Consider the following 22608-nt stretch of genomic DNA (forward strand, 5'->3'; position numbering starts at 1 on the left):
GTCAAATCTATACATTATTTTTAGTTAAGCAAATAAATAATTGATAATTTTTAAAGTATTTTATTATGTTAAATCTCAATTAATATCAAAATAAATGAAACAATGATAAAAATTATACAATTTTAATCAAATAAACCAAAAACGACAAAATTATATATCTTATTTATTTTTATGAATTGAGGCCAAATAATTAACTTATGTTATAGTTTGTATAATAATTAGTTATTACAGATTGTTTTATGAAACACGATTGTTTGAAATTGAAACAACTTAATGGGAAAGTATTTCTGATTTATCCTGACAAATATTTCTAAAATAGAAAGTAATGGAGGATTTTTGAATATATGTAAAATAGTATATAAGAGGATTCGGTTAAGTAAGTAGTTCTGTCTATCAAACAGTTACAAACAAAAAAAGTCGCCCATTGGCGACTTCTTAACTCATGCGATCCGGACGGGACTCGAACCCGCGACCTCCGCCGTGACAGGGCGGCATTCTAACCAGCTGAACTACCGGATCAATTTTTTTTAAAAGAAATTGACAAAACTTCTGCGATCCGGACGGGACTCGAACCCGCGACCTCCGCCGTGACAGGGCGGCATTCTAACCAGCTGAACTACCGGATCTAATTTTTTTTAAAAGTAAATTATAAACTTTTGCGATCCGGACGGGACTCGAACCCGCGACCTCCGCCGTGACAGGGCGGCATTCTAACCAGCTGAACTACCGGATCATTTTCTGTTGTTGTAAAGAACGTTGTTTCTTTTTTGTGATTGCAAAATTACACCTTTTTTCATTCCCTGCAAATTATTTGCAAAAAAAAAGCCTCCCGAGACCGGAAGGCATTCATTATCAAAGTTATTTTTTTACAAGTGCGCGCTTAACTTTTCAGCGATTACCTCTTTTGGAGCCACACCTACTAATTTATCAACCACCTCACCGTTCTTAAAAATCAGAACTGTAGGGATATTTCTGATGCCATACTGCATCGAAATTTCCTGGTTGTTGTCTACATCAACTTTCCCTACCACTGCTTTTCCTTCAAAATCTGATGCCACTTCTTCGATGATTGGTCCCAAAGTTCTGCACGGTCCGCACCATACAGCCCAGAAGTCTACCAATACCGGCTTATCTGATTTTAAAACCATTTCCTGAAATGAGCTGTCCGTAATTTCTAAAGCCATTTTGTTTCTTTTATTTAAATTAATATTATATTCTTATTTCAATCCTTAATTGGATATTCAAAATTACGATATTTAAGCAATAAGACTATCTATGCTCAACATTTGTTTTTTCTATAGCAAATTCTTTTGAAATTTCCTCCAAAGCATCTGCCAGCGCATCTATCTCTGCTTTTGTCGTCATATGGCTGAATGAAATACGTAATGGCGTACAATGATCCATTTCATCTTCAGTAAGCACCATCATCATCACCATAGAAGGTTTGGATGCTCCTGAAGAGCACGCACTGCCTTGGGAGATTGCAATCCCCTTCATATCCAGCTGAAGCCCGATCAAAGGATTTTTATATGGAAGCAAAGCACTCAAAACCGTGTAAAGACTTTTTTCCTTCTCTGCACTTCTCCCGTTGAATTTAATGTCCGGAATCACCGCAGAAAGCCTTTCTATCGCATAGTCTTTGATCTCCTGCATATGATTGGTATATTCTTCCATATGATTCAGAGAAAGCTCCAATGCCTTTCCAAGACCTACGATACCGCTTACATTCTCTGTTCCGGCTCTTAGACTTCTTTCCTGAGGTCCGCCCGTAATAATTCCTTTCATTCCGGTTGCTTTTCTGATGAAAGCAAAACCTACACCTTTCGGACCATGGAATTTGTGGGCACTGCATGAAGCAAAATCTACCATAATATCTGAAAAATCAAGATTCATGTGAGCCATGGTTTGTACCGTATCCGAATGGAAAAGCGCATTACTGGCTTTACAAAGCTCGGCGATCTTCTTGATATCTGAAATATTCCCGATCTCATTATTCGCATGCATTAAGCTCACCAGGGTCTTTTTATCCGAAGTTTTTAATAATTCCTCGAGTTTATTAAGGTCAATATCTCCTTTTTCATTGGGACGGATATAGTTTACCTCTACTCCCTTCCTGTTTTTCATATCCAGAATAGTTTCAGAAACACATTTATGTTCCAGTGGAGTGCTTATGATTCTTTCAATTCCCAGGTGTTCAACACTGGATTTGATGATCATATTGTTCGATTCTGTTCCGCAGGAGGTAAAGATGATCTCTGCAGGAGTTACATGAAGATACTCTGCAACCTGTCTTCTCACATTTTCAATAAGAATTTTCGCTTCCTGTCCAAAACTGTGGGTAGAAGAAGGATTTCCGAAATTCATTTTCATGGTACTTACCATTGCATCTATGACTTCTTCTGAAAGAGGAGTTGTTGCAGCGTTATCTAAATATATTTTGTTCATTTTTATTTTGAATATTTTAATTCTACTGAGGTAAACTGATAGTCTGAAGGAACGGCGAAAATAAACCAGGGGTTTGAAAGCATCTGAATTTCCATTCCGCCTGATGGTGTTTCAGGAACTTCCACATAAAGGATACTGTTTTTCACAGAGGTACTTTTGATCGCACCAACCGTATGGCTGCCCGATCTGAAGCTGCCCATATTATACAGAACCACTTTTTTGTTTTTGGGGAATTTCGGATAGTTTATGGATGGTTCTTTGCCCGTTTCAACGAGACCGAAACTTCCTTTGATGACGTTTCGGAATTCCTGTTCATCTTTAATAATCTTGAATCCGGCTTTTTCCGGGCCGCCCTGCGACTCAGAAACAAGGAGTTCAGAGCTTTCCTGCATACCTGATGGTTTTTGAGACGGCGTAGTTGCACAGCCCATAATGATTGCAGTACATAAAATAAGCAGTCTTTTCATTTTTTACATTTTTACCATCCAAAATTAGTGAAAAAATTGGTAATGACCTTCATTTGCCCATTTAAGCATTTGCTGGTCTCCTGAAGTATCTCCGAAAGCGATTATTTTATCGTATTTGGAGTCGTGAATTTCAGCTTTTATTCTTATGAGTTTTTCTTTTCCGTTACAGTTTCTCCCTATAAAATTTCCTGTAAAAATCCCGTTTTTAAACTCTGCGCGTGTGGCTACCAGCTGCATTTTCAGTTCTTCAGCAAAAGGCTTCACCCAGATATCGAGCGACGCAGTAACCAATAAGCTCTGTGTATTATCCCTATCGATATTTTTTATAAAGTCCATCGCATTTTCTCTTACGATTTTTGGATAATGCTGTTCAAAAAACTGTCTGGATTTCATTTCGATCTTTTCCTGAGTTTGTCCCTTGAGGATAGATCCTATAAAGCTTTTCTTTACTTTTTCGGTTTCGGCAAGCTTCAGCTTCAACAGGATAAAAAGAGGAATATGTCTCAAAAACTGTATGCGGAATTTTGTAGAATCATAGAATTTAAGATACATAAACATGGTATCTTTATACGTTATAGTTCCGTCAAAATCAAAACAATACAATTTTTTCATTTTTTACTAAAGCTTTAATTTCTTAAATATAAATTCAGGGATATTCCTGATAATCATCATGATGATACTCCATACCGGCAAGACATATACCACATTCTTCTGCTTTTTAAAGGCTTTATAAATGCAGGCTGCTGCTTGCTTGGGTGTTGCAGTCAGTTTAGGATTCAAAGGCAGTCCGTCCGTCATTTTTGTCGCCATGAATCCCGGTTTTACAGTCATGACATGTACTTTTTTCTCAAAAAGATAATTACGGAGTCCACTCAGATAAGCTGTAAAAGCCGCTTTTGCACTTCCGTAGATAAAATTGCTCTGTCTGCCACGGTCTCCTGCTACTGACGATAACCCGATGATTGTTCCTGATCTCCTGCTTTCAAACTTTTGAGCAAAATAGTTCATGACGGGGATCAGCTTCGAATAATTGATATTAATAATCCTTTCCGTATTCCTGTTATCATAAAGACCTTCCTCAGTTCCATCTCCCAAATATCCTACGGCACAAAATAATACATTTGAACTGACATGATCAAATGTATTATAATCAATCTCTTTCATCAGATCAATTTCAATCACTTCGGACTGCTGTAGAAATTTCACATCAATATGTCTTGCGAACCTCTCAGTCGTTTCTTTGTTCGACGTGAAAAGGTATATTCTTTCAAACCTTTCTCCTTCCTGGAGAGATTTTTCCACAAAAGCCTGTGCCACCTCAGATGTACTTCCCAGAACTATCATTATGAATTGTTGTTTATGATTCTTTTGTGCTGTAAGGACACAAATTTTGAACTTTGAATATTTTTAAGGTAATTCGTGAGTGAAGACCTGCTCATGCTGTCTTTTGTAAGATAAATCCTTCCTCCGAACTGCTGCACGGTGTCATCTAATTTTTCAACAAGCTTTTTCAGTTTTGAGTTGACTTTAAAATCGAGGGCCAGCGTATATCCTTCAAACGGAAATGAATTGTACGCTTCCGGATTGTTTTTCCCAAACAGCTTTAAAACAGCCAGAAAGGAGCCGTTCCCGCTTGCTGCAATGGTCTCAAGGATCTGTTTCATGCCTTCTTTGCCGGCTTCTTTCGGAATCACCATCTGGTACTGGATGAAGCCTGCTTTTCCGTAGATTTTGTTCCAGTCATGGATGGCGTCTAACGGATAGAAAAAGGTTTCGTAATCAATGAATGATTTAACTTCTTTTTTTGTCTGTTTTTTATAGTACAGGAGATTGAAGATCTTTACAGTCAATGCATTCAGAATAAATCCCGGAAAATAAAAAGGAACCGTAGGCTGCAGTTTTTTCTTCAGTCTTAAAGGCTGTTTTGCCAGATTGTTCGGAAGCTCATGCTGAAAAGCGTGTTCTCCTCTAATTAAAATGCTTCTTCCTAAGTTTTTACCTTTCTGAAGACAGTCGATCCATGCTACTGTATACGTCCAGTTCTCACTTTCTTCAAAGAGCCTGAAAATTTCATCCAGATTCTCTGCTTTTATGCTTTCCTGGCGGATGTAGGCCGATTCTATATTTTTAAGTTTAAATTTTACGGTAAGAATAATTCCGGTAAGCCCCATTCCTCCGATGGTAGCCCAGAATTTATCTGAATTCTCCTCTCTGGAACATGTAATGATGTTTCCGTTTTCTATCATCAGCTTAAATTCGGTCACATATTCTGAAAAGCAGCCTTCTGCATGATGGTTCTTACCATGAACATCGGAAGCAATAGCCCCGCCTACCGAAATAAATTTTGTCCCGGGAGTTACATAAAGAAAATAACCCTGCGGAACCGAAATTTCAAGTACATCGGAAAGGAGTACCCCGGATTCGCATTCTATAACCCCGTTGAGACGGTCGAAACTGATGAATTTATTTAATTTTCTGGTGGAAAATATGGTTTCTCCCAGGGAAGCATCACCATAGCATCTCCCGTTACCTCTTGCAATAATTTCGTTATGACTGAGTACAAATTCTTTTATTTTTTTGAAGCTGTCCTCAGATCTCATTTCTTTTTCTACGACCGGGAAATTGCCCCAGTTGGTAACTTTCTGTGTGAAATTCGGCTTCATTTTTTAAAATAAATCTGGATTAAAAATGCGGCTACCCAAAGCACTAAGGTTACCTGGATATATCGGTCTCTGTAAACAATTTTGGTAGGAGATTCCGTTCTGTTGTATACTAATGTCTGCTGAAGGTATCTTAAAAAAGCAAAAACTACAAATATGACCGTATAAAAAACTCTCTCATGAAACCGTGCCTGGACTTCGGGCGAAAGGGTAAACATCAGGTAGCAGACAATAGCGAGCGTCACTGAAATGGATAATGCGATATCTGCAAACTGAACATTATAGCCGTCCAGCGCTTTCCTGGTTTTCCCGGAAACCTGTGCATTGATGAGCTCTCCCCTTCTTTTCCCTATCGCCAAAACAAGTGCGAGCACAAAGGTAAGTAAGATTGCCCACTGTGATATTCCTATTGATGTAATGTATCCTCCAGCCAAAACTCTCAGTACGAATCCTAAAGCAATAATGAAAATATCTATAATCGGAACATGCTTAAGCTTAAAGGTATAGGCAATATTCACCACAATATAAAGTCCGATAATTATAGCAAATTTCCATAAAGGCTCATGAAAATAAAGCTGCGCAAAAAATACAAGGACCATATCAATAATCATGAAGGCCGTAAGAATTCCCAAAGCTTTGGATTTTGAAATTGCTCCGCTTGCGAGGGGCCGTCTTCTTTTTTCCGGATGCTTTCTGTCTGCCTCAATATCGTTATAGTCGTTGAGGATGTAAACAACGCTTGCTGCAAGGGAAAAAATGATAAACGCAAAAATGCTTTTGGTAAGTAAGTCTAAATTTGTAATATTTCCGGAAAAGAACAGAGGGACAAAAACAAACAGGTTTTTCACCCATTGCTCCACACGGAGGAGTTTAAGATATTTCTTCATTTATGCTATTTCGGTTACAAAAATAGTGATTTCAAAATTGACACCATAAAAATACAAAAAAAACCGCCGGGGCGGTCTTTTAAGAAAATATTTATATCATTAAATTAATTACTGCCCTTGTTGCTTGGCATCGTTAATCATTTTCTCGTTGGCTGTAATGGCAAATTCCACTCTTCTGTTTTTAGCTCTTCCTTCGTCTGTATCGTTGGTAGCCACAGGCATGGATTCTCCTTCACCTTTTGTAAACATTCTGTTGGATGCAATTCCTTTTCCAGATAAATACGCTTTTACAGCATCTGCTCTTCTCTGAGAAAGAGACAGGTTGTAAGAATCTGCACCTTTACTGTCTGTATGACCGTAGATATTGATATTAGTATCGGGATTGTCAGCAAGAACTCTGGCTAACTTATCAAGGTTCGTCTGGGCAACAGAAGTAAGATTTGAAGAATCAAAGGCAAAGTTCACAATGCTTTCGTTCATCGTAATCTTGATACCGTCTCCTACTCTTTCTACTTCAGCGCCTGGTAAAGTTTCCTTAATCTGCTTAGCCTGCTTGTCCATTTTATTCCCGATCACGTTACCGGCAACACCGCCGATAATACCTCCCAATACAGCTCCTAATGCTGAATTTTTACCACTTCCTACATTATTCCCCAAAATACCCCCGATTACAGCTCCGGATGCAACACCTACTGCTGTACCTCTCTGCTGGTGGTTGGAATTCTGAACAGCTTCACAGCTTGTAAGCAATAATGCTGATGATAAGAAAAGAGCTCCTATATATGTTTTAGTAAATTTCATTTTTTTAATCTTTTATATTGATAAATTATTTCATTCCTGTTCTCTGGAAGTTGTAAACAACCTGCACGGTGCTTCCATCGAAAGGAACGTTCTGTACAAGTGAAAACTGATCTGTAGACTGGTTGGTAATCGTTAAAGAATATCCTACCGTATTTTGCTTGGCTTTCGTTCCCGCAAGGATTTTTTTAAACATGAAAGTATTGCCATCTTTTACTTCAAATTTAATAGGCTGTGTAAGGCTTGGACAAGCTCCACCTCCGTTTAAAGTATAGGCACCGGTATAGTTATTTGGAATTAATCTCCAATGACTTCCCACAAAACACTGGGCATCTGCACCTTCATCAAAAGGCTTGATTTTGAATCCTTTCTCATAATCAACGCTAACAATCTGCCAGTCGCCTTTCAGTTTCAGGTATTCGACTCTTTGGTTTTGTGATGTTTCTGCATTTTTCACTGAGGAACAAGACACTGCAAAAAGTGATGTTCCAATCAACCCTGCAAGTAGTAACTTTTTCATTTTGTTGTTTATTATTTTGTTATTTATATAAGTTACAAAAAACCGTGCCAAATTGAAAAATAAAAATAAAAAAAGTCCGAAAATTTCGGACTTTAAATGTTTTCTGCTTATATTCAGAAAGATATATTATTTTTTAACAGTCTTTTTTACGGATTTCGCAGGCTTATTGCTGCCTGAAGATTTTCCGTCATAGAAGTTGGTATAAGCATACTCTGCCGCCTTTTGAAGGTCTATAACACCTCCGGCCTGAGAATATCCGGCAAATTGACTATCATCTGTATTAGGATTGCTGCTTTTTACAAGTGCTTCAATGATCTGGTAAGGCTTCAGGTTGGGCATATAAGCCAGCAATACTGCTGCCGCTCCGGCTACTACGGGTGATGCCATAGAGGTTCCCTGAAGGTATTTGTATTCGTTTTTAGGCACGGTAGAATAAATTTCTTCACCCGGTGCAAAAACATTTACCATTTTCTTGTTATAGTTAGAGAAATCTGCTCTAAGTTCATTATTTCTGTTGGTACTTGCCCCTACAACCAATACGTTGTTTACAAACGGTTTTTCATCTGTAACATTTTTAAAGTTGGTAGGAAAAGCAAGGTGTTCGGCCACATCTTCATTTTCGTTGCCTGCCGCTTTTACTAAAAGCACACCTTTGTCTTCAGCATATTTGAAAGCATCCCACACCACATTTTTGCCTGGAGAAACAGGTTTTCCGAAACTCATGTTCAGAACTTTAGCACCATTATCAACCGCATATCTGATTGCGTTCGCAACGTCCTTATCTCTTTCGTCTCCGTTTGGAACGGTTCTTACGGACATGATCTTAGCTACTTTGGAAGCTACACCATACTGTATTTCTTTACCTTGAGGAAGACCGGCAATAATTCCTGCCACGTGTGTTCCGTGTTCTGCATCTGGACCTTCGTAGTGATTATTTCCGTAATTTTTTTCAGAATAATCATCGTAGTTATCGCCTACAATTTCTTTTCTCGGGTCATAGCTCAGATCATACTGCTTAGACTGCGGTGTAAAATGATCGATGGCTTCTTTCATCTGCTCTTTCATCAGTTTCTCGAACTCATCGGAAGATTTTCCTTTGAATTCAGGGCTTTGGGAAACCTGCCCAAGAACCTGAAGCGCAATAGCATCTTTCTGATCCGTAGGAGGTTTAATTCCTGCCAGGGTTTCTGCAGTAACAGGTTTACCACCCAGCAATTTTACCATATTTGGAATGATACTGTTGATCATGGTGTAGGTCTGAAGACCCTGTTTTGCTTCTACACTTTTTTTGCCAAAAAGTTCTTTAGACTTCATATACATGGCAAACTCTTCGGGCATTTTTGCCTGATTGGCTTTATTTTTTGCAGAATCGTCGCCTTCGAAAACAGGCTTATATTTAGCAACGACTCTTGTTACTTCCATATTGTCGATATCAATGTCGCCATTTTTACCGCCGATAAAGTTCCAGCCGTGTACATCATCAATATATCCGTTTCCGTCATCATCTTTCCCGTTTCCGGGAACTTCATTGGGATTGGACCATACATTTTTCACAAGGCCCGGGTGATCAACCTGAACACCACTATCTAAAACCCCTACCACAACCGTTTTTGGCTTAAGGCCTTTGGATTCTAAATATTTATATGCATTTGCCGTGTTTACTCCGTATACTTTTGATGTAGAAAAATCTTTATGATACCAAGTCATCAGATCTTTATCTTCTTTCGGGTCAATGCTCTTAGCCTGGGCTTCCTGGGCATAAGAGAAACTAAAGCCTGCCAGAAAAACAGCAGCTAATAATACCTTTTTCATGTTAGTATGATTGTTTAATATTTTTTATATAAGTCAGAGATTCAGGGCCTTTGTTACAGATAAGGTCCAAAACCGATAAATCTTTCAAAAATCCCAGTTTATCCGAGAAGGTCTGGTAATATTCTTCCATCTGGAATTCAGGAGGGTGCTTAGCAGAAAATTTCTCTCTTAAATTAATACTTTCAGGATTTTTGATATATTCTTCATTCAAAGACTGTGCCTTTTCTGTTTTAAGGATCTGCTGTATCACTTCTAAACCCTTAAGATTGAAATCAAGAAGGAATTTTTCATTCAGATCATATATTTTTCTGAATTTATCTTCATAATATTCAAAATAAGGCGAGCTCTGGTAGGCTGTTTTGATGGATTTCCAGTGCAGATTTCTCCAGTCTTCCCTGTAAGAAATTTCAATATCTTTAAATTCTCTTTTCCCGTTATGATTGACAGGAATTATTAAGGAAAGCTTCCCGTTTGCCCCGTAGATATTGGTTCTGCTTCTGTAGGTCTGCTTCGGAAAATTTTCAAACTGTTCAAATACAATCTCGTTCTCAGGATTTAAAAATACTGAAAACCATGAAATAGGGGGCATATAAAATACCGGCAATAATACATTGGTCATATTGATATTATTAAAAATGAAGTACTTTTTCAAATACTTCATTCTATCTTTAAGTTTTAATTAAGTTATGCTTCGTCTTCCGTTTTTTTCTTTCTGAATAATTTCACGAAATACTCCCATCCGAAGAACAGTATCAGAATCATTGCTGCAACCCACCAGTATGAAGTTTTATTGGCTTCTCCTGTATTGGTTGCTTTGAACATTCTGTCCCAACGTACTTTGAATGGAGCCTGATAGGTAGAACTGCTGTCCTTGAACGCACCCTGCAAACTCATCCATGTGAACATCGGCTTTCCTACAATATTTTCTTCGGGAACGAAACCAAAGAACCTTGCATCCAATGAAGCGTCCCTGTTATCACCTACCATCATATAATAATCCTGCTGAATGGTATACTGGCTGGCTTCTTTACCATTGATCAGGATCTTTCCGTTGTTTTTTTCAAGGCTGTTATGCTCATACTGGGAAATGATCCACTGGTACATGGGAAGTGTTTCGCTGTTGATCGCTACTACATCTCCTTTTTTAGGAATTCTTACCGGCCCGTACCAGTCCTGGTTCCAAGGTTTGTTGATCGGGAAGATCGACTGTGTAGTATCTATTTTTGTTTTTGCTTCGTCTTTATAGTATACTGCAGCTTCTCCTTTTGCTGTAACATCCTCTTTCATGTCAATTACCTGAGGAAGTTGTTTGATTCCCCCTGCAGTTTTGTCTGTGAGTCCCTGGAAAGCATAAATGTATCCTTTCTCACCCTGGATCTCCTGTACAGGTAAGAATCCATACGTGTTATATAACGCAGGAATATCCAGCTGGCTTCCGGTATTTACGATGTATCTGTGCTGTACTTCCTGATCTCCCAGAACCATTTCCGGTTTTCCGTTAACGAAAAGTCTTCCGGCTCTCATTTCAAAGGTGTCACCGGCTGTAGCCACACATCTTTTAACGTAGGGATCTTTTCTGTCAATCGCTGTATGTACAGAATCACGCGGGTAGTTAAAGACTACTACATCATTTTTCTGTGGCTTACTGAACTGGAAAATTCTTGTATAGGGAAGTTTTATACCATCAACATATGATTTGGGATCATCTTTCGGATTCCCTTTCTGCCCTGTATCCATAATGGTTCCCTGAAGGAATGGTATCGCTACCGGACGCATCGGCATTCTGTATCCATAGCTCCATTTGTTCACAAAAAGGAAATCACCTACTAAAAGTGTTCTTTCCATGGATCCTGTAGGAATCCCGAACGGCTGTGTTACAAAAACGTGGATAATGGTTGCAAAAACTACTGCAAAAGTAATAGACCCAATGAATGTATCTTTCTTTTTCGCATTCTTCTCTTCATCCGTGATGAACAGATCAGCATTTTCATCTTCTATTTCCACATCTTTGGAATAGTTCACCGTAGCCATATAGATGAAAGGCAGGATCACGGTAAGCAGCTGGTTCTGAAAAAGGGTTTTCCCAAATTTTTTCATCAAATAAATATGGAAAACGGACATCATAATAGGTCCCACTATGGGAAGATAGGACAGGATTGCCCACCATTTCGGATGTTCTGTTTCCTTTAATATAATGAAGTAATTATAGAAAGGTATAAATGCAAATAAGGGACTGTACCCCATTTTTTTGAACAGCTTCCAAGTGGAAATTCCCATCAGTAAAGACAAAATGAGAACATATACTGTGTAAGTTAAAAAATAATTCATAGTTTTCTGTGCCTATTCTAAATATATAAATGATGAGTAATAAATGATTACAGCGTTCTGCTATTTATAATTTACTAGTCATCATTCTCTTTTTATTGGTATGCAATTTAAAGAATTTGTTACAAATTAAAGTCCCAAAACGTCTTTCATTGTGAAGTTTCCTTTTTTATCTTTAATCCATTCTGCAGCAACTACAGCTCCGAGTGCGAACCCGTTTCTGTTGAAGGCTGTATGTTTTATTTCAATTTCGTCAACTTCGCTTTTGTAATATACGCTGTGAGTACCAGGGACCTCATCTTCGCGGATAGCAAAGATTCCCAGTTCCTGTCCCTGGGTTTCTTCCAGTTTCCAGGCGTTAAATTTAGGATTATTTTTGATGATTCCTTCAGCAATGGAAATTGCGGTTCCGCTAGGGGCATCTTTCTTGTGGACATGGTGAATTTCTTCAAGCTGACAAGAGTATTCATCTACATTTTTCATGATATCGGCCACTTTTTCGTTCAGGGCAAAAAATAGATTCACCCCTAAGCTAAAATTGGAGCCGTACAAGAATGCGCTATCATTGTCTGCAGCAATTTTTTCAACTTCTTCTTTTTTCTCCAGCCAGCCCGTGGTACCGCAGATCACCGGAACTTTATTTTCAAGGCATGCTCTGATATTGTGATAGGCTGCGTCCGGTAATGAAAATTCGATGGCAACGTCCGGATTATTAAGATTTTCAGCTGTTGGGGTTTCTTTAAGGCGGGCCACTATCTCATGACCTCTTTTCTGTGCAATCTCATCAATGATCTTCCCCATTTTACCGTATCCAACTAATGCTATTCTCATGTAATATGTTATTTTATTATGGTCTCATGAACGTTACAGCCCATATGATCTTATTAAAAATTCGTTTTAAAACCTATAGCTTAAACTTAAGCCTGTTTTGGGGTTGGAAAACCCGTACTGATCCTGGATTACCGTAGGATTGAAACTAAGATCCGGATCATGACGGCTTTCGTAAAGATGGGCATCTACCACAGCATCTACAATGTTCAGGATGTAGATCAGGCCAGTGATGGCTATGGCGTAATCTCTCTGCCTTTTATATCTGTCCTGGGCGTTTCCAAAAGCTTTTTTATCAAGCCATGGATGGCTGTCTACAAATTCATTAGGCGTCCCGTTAAGTTTTGCCACATAATATTCCCGGTATTTTTTGTATTGGTTGTTGCTCCAGATTGTATATCCTATTCCGGCTCCTACAGCTCCCCATACAATAGGAATTTTGATGTATTTTTTATTATAATACTGTCCTAATCCCGGAAGTACCGCAGAATACAGTCCGGCTCTTGTGGGATTCAGCTTGATGGTTTTCTTTGTAGGTCCGTTTGCATTTTCAAGATCTTCAATAATCTTGGTTTCTGTTTTTACCGTTTTTGCGGGTTTTACAGTTTTAGTAACAAACACACTGTCTTTCGTAAGAGGCCCTATACGAACTGTGTCGCCGGGGGTCACCTGCGAGTAAGCGAAAGCAAAAATGCCCAAAAAGAATGTGAAAAATAATTTCTTCATTATTTAATATGGGATAAAATATATTCCAGTTCTTCTTCATTTTTGAAGTCCAGGAGAATTTTACCTTTTTTTCCGTTTCCGGAGGTTTTGATTTCTACTTTTACGTCTAAAATATCAGCGATCGTCTTCTGTGCTCTTTTATAATTGTTGGATAGTTCAGTATTTACTTTTTTCGCGGCCGGTGATTTAGGATTCTTCAATGCGGCGGCGGCCTGTTCGGCCTGACGTACATTGAGTTTTTCTTTGATAATCAGATCAAATAAAATTTGCTGGTGCTCTTCGCTTTCAAGACTGATGATTGCTCTTCCGTGTCCTGCAGAGATTTCCCCGCTTCTGATTGCATTCTGAATATCCGGATTCAACCTCAGCAGTCTGATGGAATTGGTAATGGTACTTCTGTCTTTCCCTACTCTCTGGCTCAGGTTTTCCTGGGTAAGGCCGATCTCGTCCAAAAGTCTCTGATAGGTAAGAGCGATCTCGATAGCATCAAGATCTTCTCTCTGAATATTTTCAACAAGAGCCATTTCCAGAAGCTCCTGATCGTTTACCAAACGGATATAAGCAGGAATCGTAGGAAGGCCGGCAATTTTACTTGCACGGTAACGTCTTTCCCCTGATATGATTTCGAATTTTTCACCGTCTTTTCTTAAGGTGATCGGCTGGATCACTCCTAAGTTTTTGATCGACAGGGCAAGTTCGTTCAATGCTTTTTCGTCAAAGTAAGTTCTCGGCTGGGTGGGATTCGGATAAATATCTTCAAGGCCTACCTCTACGATATTTCCTACAAACTTATCTGCTCCTTCATCGGTAGCGGAGTTGACACTGGCTTTGGATTCAGCACTCAAAATGGCACCCAAACCACGTCCCATAGCTCTTTTTTTGTCCTTCATAGATATATTTGATAAATGATGGCTTAATTTTTAAGTTATAAATGATCATCCGCCATTAGCAATTGATAACAATCGGTTTTGACTTTCACATTTATGTATTGACTTTTTACTGCTATTAATTTTTTACTAAATTTTCGTTTCTCAGCAAAACTTCTTCTGCCAGCTGAATGTATTGGATAGCCCCTTTACTTTCTGCATCGTAATTCAGAATACTTTCTCCAAAACTCGGTGCTTCACTTAATCTTACGTTTCTGCTGATGATGGTTTCAAAAACCATGTCGGGGAAATGTGAATTCACTTCTTCAACCACCTGATTGGATAATCTTAATCTGCTGTCGTACATTGTAAGAAGAAGACCTTCAATCCCAAGATCTTTATTATGGATTTTCTGTACATTTTTAATGGTGTTCAGAAGCTTTCCTAATCCTTCCAATGCAAAATATTCGCACTGAATCGGGATGATGACGGAATCTGCCGCAGTAAGGGCATTCACTGTAATAAGCCCTAAGCTCGGTGCACAGTCTATAATGATATAATCATAATCATTTCTCACTTCTGCCAATGCCTTTTTCAGCATATACTCACGGTTTTCTTTATCCACGAGCTCAATTTCCGCTGCTACCAGGTCAATATGTGATGGAATGATATCCAGATTGGGAGAAGCCGTTCTTTTGATACAGGTTCTTGTATCTGCACTGTGCTCCAGAAGATTGTATGTAGAGTACTGGACATCGTCCACGCCAAGCCCCGAAGTTGCATTAGCCTGTGGATCAGCATCGATGATCAATATTCTTTTTTCCAATACCCCTAATGCTGCCGCAAGGTTTACAGCTGTGGTAGTTTTTCCTACTCCTCCTTTTTGATTAGCGATACCTATGATTTTTGCCATTATTAGAACTTTAGGATTCAAAAATACACTTTTTTCTTTGCTCTGTATGAATGGCGAAATTCAAAATTGAGTTAAAGTATTGTTAATAAACGATTTAACAATTAAAAAAATTATCCACAAAAAAAATTCTTTGTGGATAACTATTGAAGATTTGTTTTTTATCTCAATTATTCAAAGTTCATAGAGATTGGAAATTTGAAATAACTTCTTACGGCTTCACCTTGTTTATTTTTAGCAGGCTTCCATAATCCCTTAACATTTTTAATGGTTCTGATGGCTTCATTATTAAATTCAACCTCTTTACCATTCGCCTTTAATCCGGAAATTGTTCCGTCTTTTTCTACGATAAAGGTTATGACTGTTTTCATGGTGTCTCCGTTACCTTCAAAGCCTGAACCGTCAAAATTATTAATGACTTTATTTCTGAATGAATCAATTCCCCCGGCAAATACTGCTTCAGAAGCAAGTTCATCACCACTTGCGATATGATTGTCAGGAACTTTTGCCGGCGGCGTAGGCGGAATGTAAGGTACTGCAGGTCCTGTTCCTATATTAGGGGTAACAGGCTGGTAGTTTGTTTTTGCAATTACTCCGTCATTGTTATTTTTCGGTCCCGCAACTGCTCCTTCAATCTTTTCTACTACTTTTTCATTAGTTACATGTGCTTTTGGCTCGCCCAAAGTCGCATCATAAGTTTTAACTTTGGCTGGCTGAACTTCTGGCTTTTGGATTTGTACCGGCGGATTTTCTTTTGGTGGATCATTAGGTATTATATCAATCGGACGATAAATCGGGTCATTTATAATAACTCTTTCCGTGGTTTCAAATGCAGAAATCACAAAAGGGGTTACTGAAATGGCAGCCAATAAACTCACGCCTATAAAAAGCGCTTTGGTTAGTATTCTATCTGATTCATTTCTTAATGCATAGGCACCGTATTCTTTGTTCCGGTGCTCAAAAAGAACTTCGTTGAAACGAAATTCCTGATTTTGGTTTAGGTGTTTCATCACTATTAAATATTAAACTGTTAAAATAAGTGATTATTAGTTTGGTGTATTCTTATCGATAAGTATTGTTTCCATATCAAAATATCTGCCAAAATTTTATCAAAACATCAATATTTTAAAAAATATTATAACAATATGTAAACTTTAACATTCTAAAAAGGTGGAGATATTTAAAACAAAGATGTAATTCATTTTATTATTCGTAAAAAACATGCTGTTATTTACAAAATATGTATTATATATTCAAAATCAATGAAAAGTACATTATAAAAAAGAGGTATTACAAACAAAATAATTAAAAGATTGAAAAATATATTCACAACATAACAAACAGAAATTTTGAAAAACAAACCAAGCACTTATAAAAACAAATGCCTGGTCAATTTTAATGAGTGCTTTTCGGTAAAATGTCAATCTGTTAAAATTCAATTTTTTATAAAACAACATTTTAAATTGATAAATTGATAATCAACCGGTTATATTTGCTGTTTTTTTAACATTAGTTTAACATTTTTGTTTATCTTTGCTTTTCGTCAAATAACGTCAGGATGTCTTTATACCAAAAAATTGCAGAAAAACTACAATATATAAGCCCTAGTTTTTACAAAAAAAGATATTTTAAGAATTTAAACAATCTTACTAAGGATAATTTTTCGGCACGTAATGTAGAACCGGAACTGGTATGGATTAAGGAATACCTTCCAAAAAATGCTGTAATACTGGACATCGGGGCTAATGTCGGAACTTTTCTTTATCAATTGGAGCACAAACTGAATCATGAGCATATTTATGGTTTTGAACCGAATAAGAAGCTTTACCGACGCCTGAAAAGACTTTTCCCGGCAATGAGAATACTTCCTCTTGCTCTTTCTGACGAAAATACAACGGCTGAATTTAAGGTTCCGATTATTAACGGTAAACTGATTGCTTCCCGCGGAACTTTAAACACATCTTATAAAGAAAAAGGTGAAGAAAGAAGTTATACGGAAAAGGTAAAAGTGATCAAGCTGGATGAATGGGCTGCTATAGAAAATTTCGGCCGGCTGGATTTCATTAAAATAGATGTGGAAGGAAATGAAATGAAAACCCTCTCCGGTGCCCAAAAAACCATCAAGCAGTTTCTCCCGACACTGATGGTCGAAATGGAACAGAGACACCACGAAAACCCGATCTGGAATGATATTTCCGAAGTAAAAAGCTGGGGATATGAAGCACAGTATCTTAACCGTGACAGTTTTAAGCTGGAGCTCCTGACGGAAGAGATCTTAATACACAACACCAACGATGAAAAAAACAAGACCAGCTATATAAACAACATTATTTTTACGCCAAAAAACCATTAAAAAAACATTATGAGTGTAGTAGCGAGACAGGGCTTCAAGTATTCCATCATAGGTTATATTGGTTTTCTGCTGGGTACCATATCCGCCATTTTTATTTTTCCGTACAATTTTGAGTTTTACGGAAAACTCCGTTACATCCTCCCCACTGCCGAAATGCTGGTTCCTTTTGTAGTGTTGGGAATCTCCTATTCAAATGTGAAGTTTTTTCACAGGGTGGAAAGAGACGGCAAGAAACAGAACATGCTGTCGCTGTCGCTGCTTGCGGTTTTTATCAGTTTCATTATTTTTACGGGTGTATTTCTTGTACTCCCCCATTTTTTTCCAAAATTCAGATATTCAGAAGCATGGAAATTAAAAGAAATGATCCTTCCCCTGATTCTCATTCTTTCTTTGTGCACGATCTTTAATAAATATACTTCCAATTACAAGAGAATTGTGGTTTCCAATATTTTCGACAACCTTTTCCCCAAGATAGCCAACCTCGGAGCTTTCTGCCTGTTTTCTTATTTTCTACTGTCACAGAAAATAGCGTTTGCTTTCTTTTTCGGGATGTTTGCTTTGATGCTTCTCGGATACATTTACTATACGAACAGGCTTGAAAGGATACAGCCGGATTTCGATACGGCTTATTTCAGGAAAGACAATTTCTGGAAAGAGTTTTTCAACTACAGTTTTTTCGGATTCCTGGGGACTTTCGGAAATTATCTGGCCATCAACAGTTTTATGATCGGTGAGTTTATGGGGATGGAGGAAGTGGGAATCTACTCTGTTCTTTATGCTCTGATCTCTCTGATTTCCATTCCACAGCTGGGGCTGTTCAATATTTCTGCCCCGATTATTAATAAAACGCTGGCTGAAGGCGATATGGATGAACTTGACAGATTCCACAAGAAAACGTCTTTATCTTTGTATTTTTTAGGTGCCGTCCTGTTTTCGTGTATCATGGTGGGTTTTCCTTACCTGACGGAATTTATGCCTAAAAACGGAACAATGCTGAGAGAATATGAGCCGGTGGTATGGATCTGGGGTTCTGCGGTTTTAATTGACCTGGCGACAGGTTTTAACGGGAATATCATTTCACTTTCCAAGTATTACAGATTCAATATCCTGATTATGCTTCTTCTGGCGGGACTTACAATAGGACTGAACTATTATTTCATTAAAAATACAGATCTGAAACTGATCGGAATTGCTTTGTCTACAGCTATTTCACTGACGACTTATAATGTCATCAAGATCGCCTTCAATTATTTTGTTTTTAAAGTTTCTCCGCTTACGATTGAAATGATTTTCGTATCAATTATCTGTACTTTAGCGATTACAGTGGCCATCGTACTGCCGAATTTTAACAATAATTTCATCAACCTGGTTTACAAGCCTGCCGTTGTTCTGATACTGATTTATATCGGAAATTATTTCACAAAAGTATTCCCACTCGAGGACTATGTGAATGCAAAATTTATTAAAAGTATTTTTAAATTTAAGTAGAAATCAGACCGGAAAGCATATCTTCCAGTTTTTTCAATACTGATTTTTTGCTATACTTTTTCTGGAAATCGAACCGGCTGTTTTTAAGCTCTTTAAACTGCTCTAAAATATTGTCTGTCTCAGTAACAATGAATTCTAATTTCGAAGGATAATCTTTAGGAAAAACGGCTTTTTTACCATATTTGATGGCATCGCCCAGGTTTCCGGTCATTTTTGTGCGGCCATAAGTTTCTTCCCTGCTGAAAAATTCTGCTTTCTGCTGAATCGGGCACCATAAAACATCTGCCTTCTGCATCCACTTTTCAAAATCATGATTAGAAACCCTGTCTGAAAAATAGTGTACAGAGATATTTCCGGGAAGTTTCCGCGACAGTTTTTCCAGCTGTTTCAGTTCGCTGTCTTTTGCTTTTCCAAGGAATATGAATTCACATTTATCTTCGGTCTTTAAATTTTGAATGGTTTTAAAAACATGATGGTAATCCCTTCTTTTTTGTGAAACTCCTCCGGGAATTACAACGGTAAGATCTTTATTTTCTTCCTGTTCTTCAAAGTTTGTGGTGTAAAAAAGAGGCAGAAACTGATACTCATCTGACGAAAGTTCTTCATCCAATACCAATAAATTTCCGGCATTTTTATACACTTTTGAGGTATAAAACAATCCTTCTTTCCAACAAAGTTTTAGCCTGTAAACAATATCGTTTTTAAAAATACTTTTCATGAGAGCACCTTTTGAAGCTGTTGAAAAGTTGATATTATGAACAATAACAGAGGCATTATATTTCTGAACCAGTGCATGAAAAGTGTTGAAATACCGGTGAACGGTTCCAATAATGACCAGATCGTATTTCTTTAATTTCAGCTGTTCCAAAATCATGGAACTGTCGGATAAAAATATGGTTTCCCCATTTGCTTCAACTAAATCTTTAATCTTTTTTGAAAAATAATAATCTACGCTAAAATCCGAAGAATCTTTCATAATATCCATGAAAGCCTGCGCGATTTCTGCGTGGGTATCTATTTCTATGTAGGCGATTTTTTTCAATTAGGGATTAGGGATTAGGGATTAGGGATTAGGGATTAGGGATTAGGGATTAGGGATTAGGGATTAGGGATTAGGGATTAGGAAAGGTAAAATGTTTGAAGGATGTCAATTTATCTTTTGCCGTTTTACTATTGTTTTTATTATATTTTCAGCCATTTTTTCTTCAGTATTTTCCATCGTTTATCATTGATGGCTTTCTGTTCTTCTTTTGAGATCTTCAGTTCCAGCCTGGCTGTTTTGCAGGCTTCGTAAGCTTTGATGATTTTAAAGAAAAAAGAAACAGACCTGCTCTTTGCTGCTTCCTTTGAAGAAGCGATATAAGCAAGAAACCTGTTCAGACCTAAAAAATAAAAATACCTGCCGTAATAATCCGCAGGCCTTATCGTATAATCTGCACCTTTCACTTTGATCAGCTTTACATGCAGCTCATGAAAAACAACTTCTTTCCATCCTAAGTTTTCAAGCAGAATGGAATCAATATTATCCCAGCCCAACGTTTCTCTTAAACCTCCGATCTGAATGAAACATTCCTTACGATACGCTTTCACAGGACCCCTCACGTGATGTTTATTTGAATTTCCTTCATATACCCAGCTTTCCTCTTTTTCTACGTACAACAAGCCGCCAACAAGCCCATATTCCGGATTGTTTTTAAAAGCATATTCTACTGTTTCGAGATAATTTGCTGGAAGAATAATGTCTGCATCAAATTTACAGATGACATCGAATTCATCACTGTTTTGGGTCTTCAACCCGTTTTTGAATGCATTTACGACTTTGGAACCCGGCTGGTGGTCAGATTTCTGAAGTTCCACCGTTTCAAAACGGGAATCATTTTCCGTATATTTTCTGATTACTTCCTGCGTCCTGTCTGTAGAACCGTCGTTAACAACCACAGTTTTGAAGTCTTTAAAGCTCTGCTGCTGTAAAGAATCCAGTGTGAACGGAAGGTTTTCTTCTTCGTTATGGGCAGGAATGATAATTAAAAACCTCAAGTCTTTAAATTTATAAATGATGAATAATAAATGATAAACGATGCATTAATCATCGCTTATCATTTATCAATTATGGTTTATTTGTTGTGCGGTTTCAGCATGTTTTTAGGATCCAGAATCTCATCCAGTCTTTCCTGGGAAAGAATTCCTTTTTCCAAAACGAGATTATAAACGCTGTTTCCGGTTTCCAGGGCTTCTTTTGCAATCTCTGTAGATTTTTTGTACCCGATGTATGGGTTAAGTGCTGTTACAATGCCGATGCTGTGTTTTACCATATTCAGGCAAATCTCTTTATTAGCGGTAATTCCCACAATACATTTTTCACGAAGAGTATCCAAAGCGTTACAAAGGAAATTGATGTTTTCCATGATTGAGTGAGAAAGTACGGGTTCCATGACGTTAAGCTGTAACTGTCCTGCTTCTGCGGCAAAAGTTACGGTAAGGTCATTACCAAACACTTTAAAGCATACCTGGTTCACCACTTCCGGAATAACAGGGTTTACTTTTCCGGGCATGATGGATGATCCCGGCTGCATCGGAGGGAGATTGATCTCAAATAACCCGGCTCTTGGGCCTGAAGAAAGCAGTCTCAGATCATTACAGATCTTGGAAAGCTTTACGGCAAGACGTTTTGTAGCAGAAGAATAGATAACATAAGAACCTGTATCCGGTGTTGCCTCAACCAGGTTAGGTGCGGAAATAACGGGAAAACCTGTAATCCTGGCAAGGTTTTTAGCACAAAGTACTGCATAGCCTACCGGAGCATTCAGTCCTGTACCGATAGCGGTAGCTCCCATGTTTACTTCCACGAAGAGGTTGGCGTTGTTATTTAATTTAGAAATATCTTCTTCCAGTGTGGCAGCATATGCCTCAAATTCCTGTCCTAAGGTCATGGGAACGGCATCCTGAAGCTGGGTACGGCCCATTTTGATCACATCATTGAACTCTTTTCCTTTTTCACGGAAAGCTTCAACTATTTTTTCAAGCCTGTCAACAAGTCCGATATTCATATGCAAAAGCCCCATTTTGATTGCCGTAGGATAGGCATCATTGGTAGACTGGGAAAGGTTGATATGATCATTGGGTGAACAGAATTCGTATTCGCCTTTATTTTTTCCTAATTTTTCTAAAACGATGTTGGCAATCACTTCATTCGCATTCATATTGATTGAAGTTCCAGCTCCTCCCTGGATCATATCCACAGGAAACTGCTCGTGGTACTTCCCTGCTGCAATCTCATCGCAGGCTTCCGCTATTTTGAAATATAAATTTTCATCAAGCAAACCTAATTCATAATTGGTTTTTGCCGCCGCTTTCTTCACAAAAGCCAAACCTTTAATAAAGTCCGGGTATGAAGCGAGAAGCTGTCCCGAGATTTTGAAGTTATTGATCGCTCTTTGCGTCTGCACCCCGTAATAAGCGTCCGCAGGCACATTGAGTTCGCCTAACAGATCACTTTCTTTTCTGAAATTTTCCATTACAGATG

At 38.1% G+C, this 22608-nt stretch carries 22 protein-coding genes and 3 tRNA genes; 2 read left to right on the top strand and 23 right to left on the bottom strand.

Annotation, left to right across the window (positions count from 1 at the left end):
- Positions 1-445 precede the first annotated feature (445 nt).
- The 20 genes from IX38_RS08250 to IX38_RS08345 form a co-directional block, all read right to left on the bottom strand.
- Positions 446-519: transfer RNA gene (locus tag IX38_RS08250), tRNA-Asp, on the bottom strand.
- 33 nt (positions 520-552) lie between these two features.
- Positions 553-626, bottom strand: a tRNA-Asp gene (locus IX38_RS08255).
- A gap of 33 nt (positions 627-659) precedes the next feature.
- Positions 660-733 (bottom strand) — tRNA-Asp (locus IX38_RS08260).
- 133 nt (positions 734-866) lie between these two features.
- Positions 867-1208, bottom strand: a complete 342-nt coding sequence (gene trxA / locus IX38_RS08265; RefSeq protein WP_394331181.1) for a thioredoxin — start codon at positions 1206-1208, stop codon at positions 867-869.
- Between the two features lie 61 nt (positions 1209-1269).
- Positions 1270-2445, bottom strand: a complete 1176-nt coding sequence (locus IX38_RS08270; protein ID WP_034703733.1) for a cysteine desulfurase family protein — start codon at positions 2443-2445, stop codon at positions 1270-1272.
- A gap of 2 nt (positions 2446-2447) precedes the next feature.
- The gene (locus tag IX38_RS08275; protein ID WP_034703735.1) at positions 2448-2912 is read right to left on the bottom strand and encodes a hypothetical protein; all 465 of its coding nucleotides are present in this window, start codon (positions 2910-2912) and stop codon (positions 2448-2450) included.
- A 24-nt stretch (positions 2913-2936) separates the two neighbouring features.
- Positions 2937-3524: an HAD-IB family hydrolase gene (locus tag IX38_RS08280; protein WP_034703736.1), complete on the bottom strand. Its 588-nt coding sequence runs from the start codon at positions 3522-3524 to the stop codon at positions 2937-2939.
- Between the two features lie 6 nt (positions 3525-3530).
- On the bottom strand, positions 3531-4256 hold the full coding sequence (locus IX38_RS08285; protein ID WP_034703737.1) for an SDR family NAD(P)-dependent oxidoreductase: 726 nt from the start codon (positions 4254-4256) through the stop codon (positions 3531-3533).
- Positions 4256-5575 carry an FAD-binding oxidoreductase gene (locus tag IX38_RS08290; protein WP_034703740.1) on the bottom strand — a complete coding sequence of 440 codons (1320 nt, stop codon included), beginning with the start codon at positions 5573-5575 and terminating at the stop codon, positions 4256-4258. The genes IX38_RS08285 and IX38_RS08290 overlap by 1 nt, the downstream gene beginning before the upstream one ends.
- Positions 5572-6459: a decaprenyl-phosphate phosphoribosyltransferase gene (locus IX38_RS08295; protein WP_034703741.1), complete on the bottom strand. Its 888-nt coding sequence runs from the start codon at positions 6457-6459 to the stop codon at positions 5572-5574. The genes IX38_RS08290 and IX38_RS08295 overlap by 4 nt, the downstream gene beginning before the upstream one ends.
- A 108-nt stretch (positions 6460-6567) precedes the next feature.
- A complete protein-coding gene (locus IX38_RS08300; RefSeq protein ID WP_034703743.1) occupies positions 6568-7260 on the bottom strand; it encodes an OmpA family protein in 693 nt (230 codons plus the stop codon).
- Positions 7261-7285: 25 nt separating this feature from the next.
- Positions 7286-7777 (bottom strand): lipocalin family protein, encoded by a 492-nt coding sequence (locus IX38_RS08305; protein WP_034703745.1) that lies wholly within the window; start codon positions 7775-7777, stop codon positions 7286-7288.
- Between the two features lie 126 nt (positions 7778-7903).
- A complete protein-coding gene (locus IX38_RS08310) occupies positions 7904-9589 on the bottom strand; it encodes a S8 family serine peptidase (RefSeq protein WP_034703747.1) in 1686 nt (561 codons plus the stop codon).
- Position 9590: 1 nt separating this feature from the next.
- Positions 9591-10208, bottom strand: coding sequence for a WbqC family protein (locus IX38_RS08315; RefSeq protein WP_034703749.1), 618 nt, complete (start codon positions 10206-10208; stop codon positions 9591-9593).
- A gap of 65 nt (positions 10209-10273) precedes the next feature.
- A complete protein-coding gene (lepB, locus tag IX38_RS08320; protein WP_034703751.1) occupies positions 10274-11917 on the bottom strand; it encodes a signal peptidase I in 1644 nt (547 codons plus the stop codon).
- A gap of 126 nt (positions 11918-12043) precedes the next feature.
- On the bottom strand, positions 12044-12745 hold the full coding sequence (dapB, locus tag IX38_RS08325) for a 4-hydroxy-tetrahydrodipicolinate reductase (RefSeq protein WP_034703753.1): 702 nt from the start codon (positions 12743-12745) through the stop codon (positions 12044-12046).
- Between the two features lie 66 nt (positions 12746-12811).
- Complete coding sequence (locus IX38_RS08330; RefSeq protein ID WP_034703755.1) at positions 12812-13468, bottom strand: DUF5683 domain-containing protein; 657 nt, start codon at positions 13466-13468, stop codon at positions 12812-12814.
- Positions 13468-14358: a ParB/RepB/Spo0J family partition protein gene (locus IX38_RS08335; RefSeq protein ID WP_034703757.1), complete on the bottom strand. Its 891-nt coding sequence runs from the start codon at positions 14356-14358 to the stop codon at positions 13468-13470. The genes IX38_RS08330 and IX38_RS08335 overlap by 1 nt, the downstream gene beginning before the upstream one ends.
- A 115-nt stretch (positions 14359-14473) precedes the next feature.
- Entirely contained in the window at positions 14474-15247 is a 774-nt protein-coding gene (locus tag IX38_RS08340; RefSeq protein ID WP_034703760.1) for a ParA family protein, read from the bottom strand.
- A 167-nt stretch (positions 15248-15414) separates the two neighbouring features.
- Positions 15415-16254, bottom strand: a complete 840-nt coding sequence (locus IX38_RS08345) for an energy transducer TonB (RefSeq protein WP_034703762.1) — start codon at positions 16252-16254, stop codon at positions 15415-15417.
- Positions 16255-16802: 548 nt separating this feature from the next.
- Between IX38_RS08345 and IX38_RS08350 the strand changes: the two genes are divergently transcribed.
- Together IX38_RS08350 and IX38_RS08355 are read left to right on the top strand one after the other, a co-directional pair.
- Entirely contained in the window at positions 16803-17597 is a 795-nt protein-coding gene (locus tag IX38_RS08350; RefSeq protein ID WP_034703764.1) for an FkbM family methyltransferase, read from the top strand.
- Between the two features lie 9 nt (positions 17598-17606).
- Positions 17607-19085 (top strand): lipopolysaccharide biosynthesis protein, encoded by a 1479-nt coding sequence (locus IX38_RS08355; protein ID WP_034703765.1) that lies wholly within the window; start codon positions 17607-17609, stop codon positions 19083-19085.
- Here the strand turns inward: IX38_RS08355 and IX38_RS08360 are convergent.
- The 3 genes from IX38_RS08360 to aspA all read right to left on the bottom strand — a co-directional run bounded on the left by IX38_RS08360 (position 19078) and on the right by aspA (position 22600).
- The gene (locus IX38_RS08360) at positions 19078-20127 is read right to left on the bottom strand and encodes a hypothetical protein (protein ID WP_034703766.1); all 1050 of its coding nucleotides are present in this window, start codon (positions 20125-20127) and stop codon (positions 19078-19080) included. The genes IX38_RS08355 and IX38_RS08360 overlap by 8 nt on opposite strands.
- A 140-nt stretch (positions 20128-20267) precedes the next feature.
- A complete protein-coding gene (locus tag IX38_RS08365) occupies positions 20268-21122 on the bottom strand; it encodes a glycosyltransferase (protein ID WP_034703767.1) in 855 nt (284 codons plus the stop codon).
- A 77-nt stretch (positions 21123-21199) separates the two neighbouring features.
- Positions 21200-22600 (bottom strand): aspartate ammonia-lyase, encoded by a 1401-nt coding sequence (aspA, locus tag IX38_RS08370; RefSeq protein WP_034703768.1) that lies wholly within the window; start codon positions 22598-22600, stop codon positions 21200-21202.
- Positions 22601-22608 lie beyond the last annotated feature (8 nt).

It is taken from the genome of Chryseobacterium luteum, assembly GCF_000737785.1.
In the GTDB taxonomy this organism is placed as follows: domain Bacteria; phylum Bacteroidota; class Bacteroidia; order Flavobacteriales; family Weeksellaceae; genus Chryseobacterium; species Chryseobacterium luteum.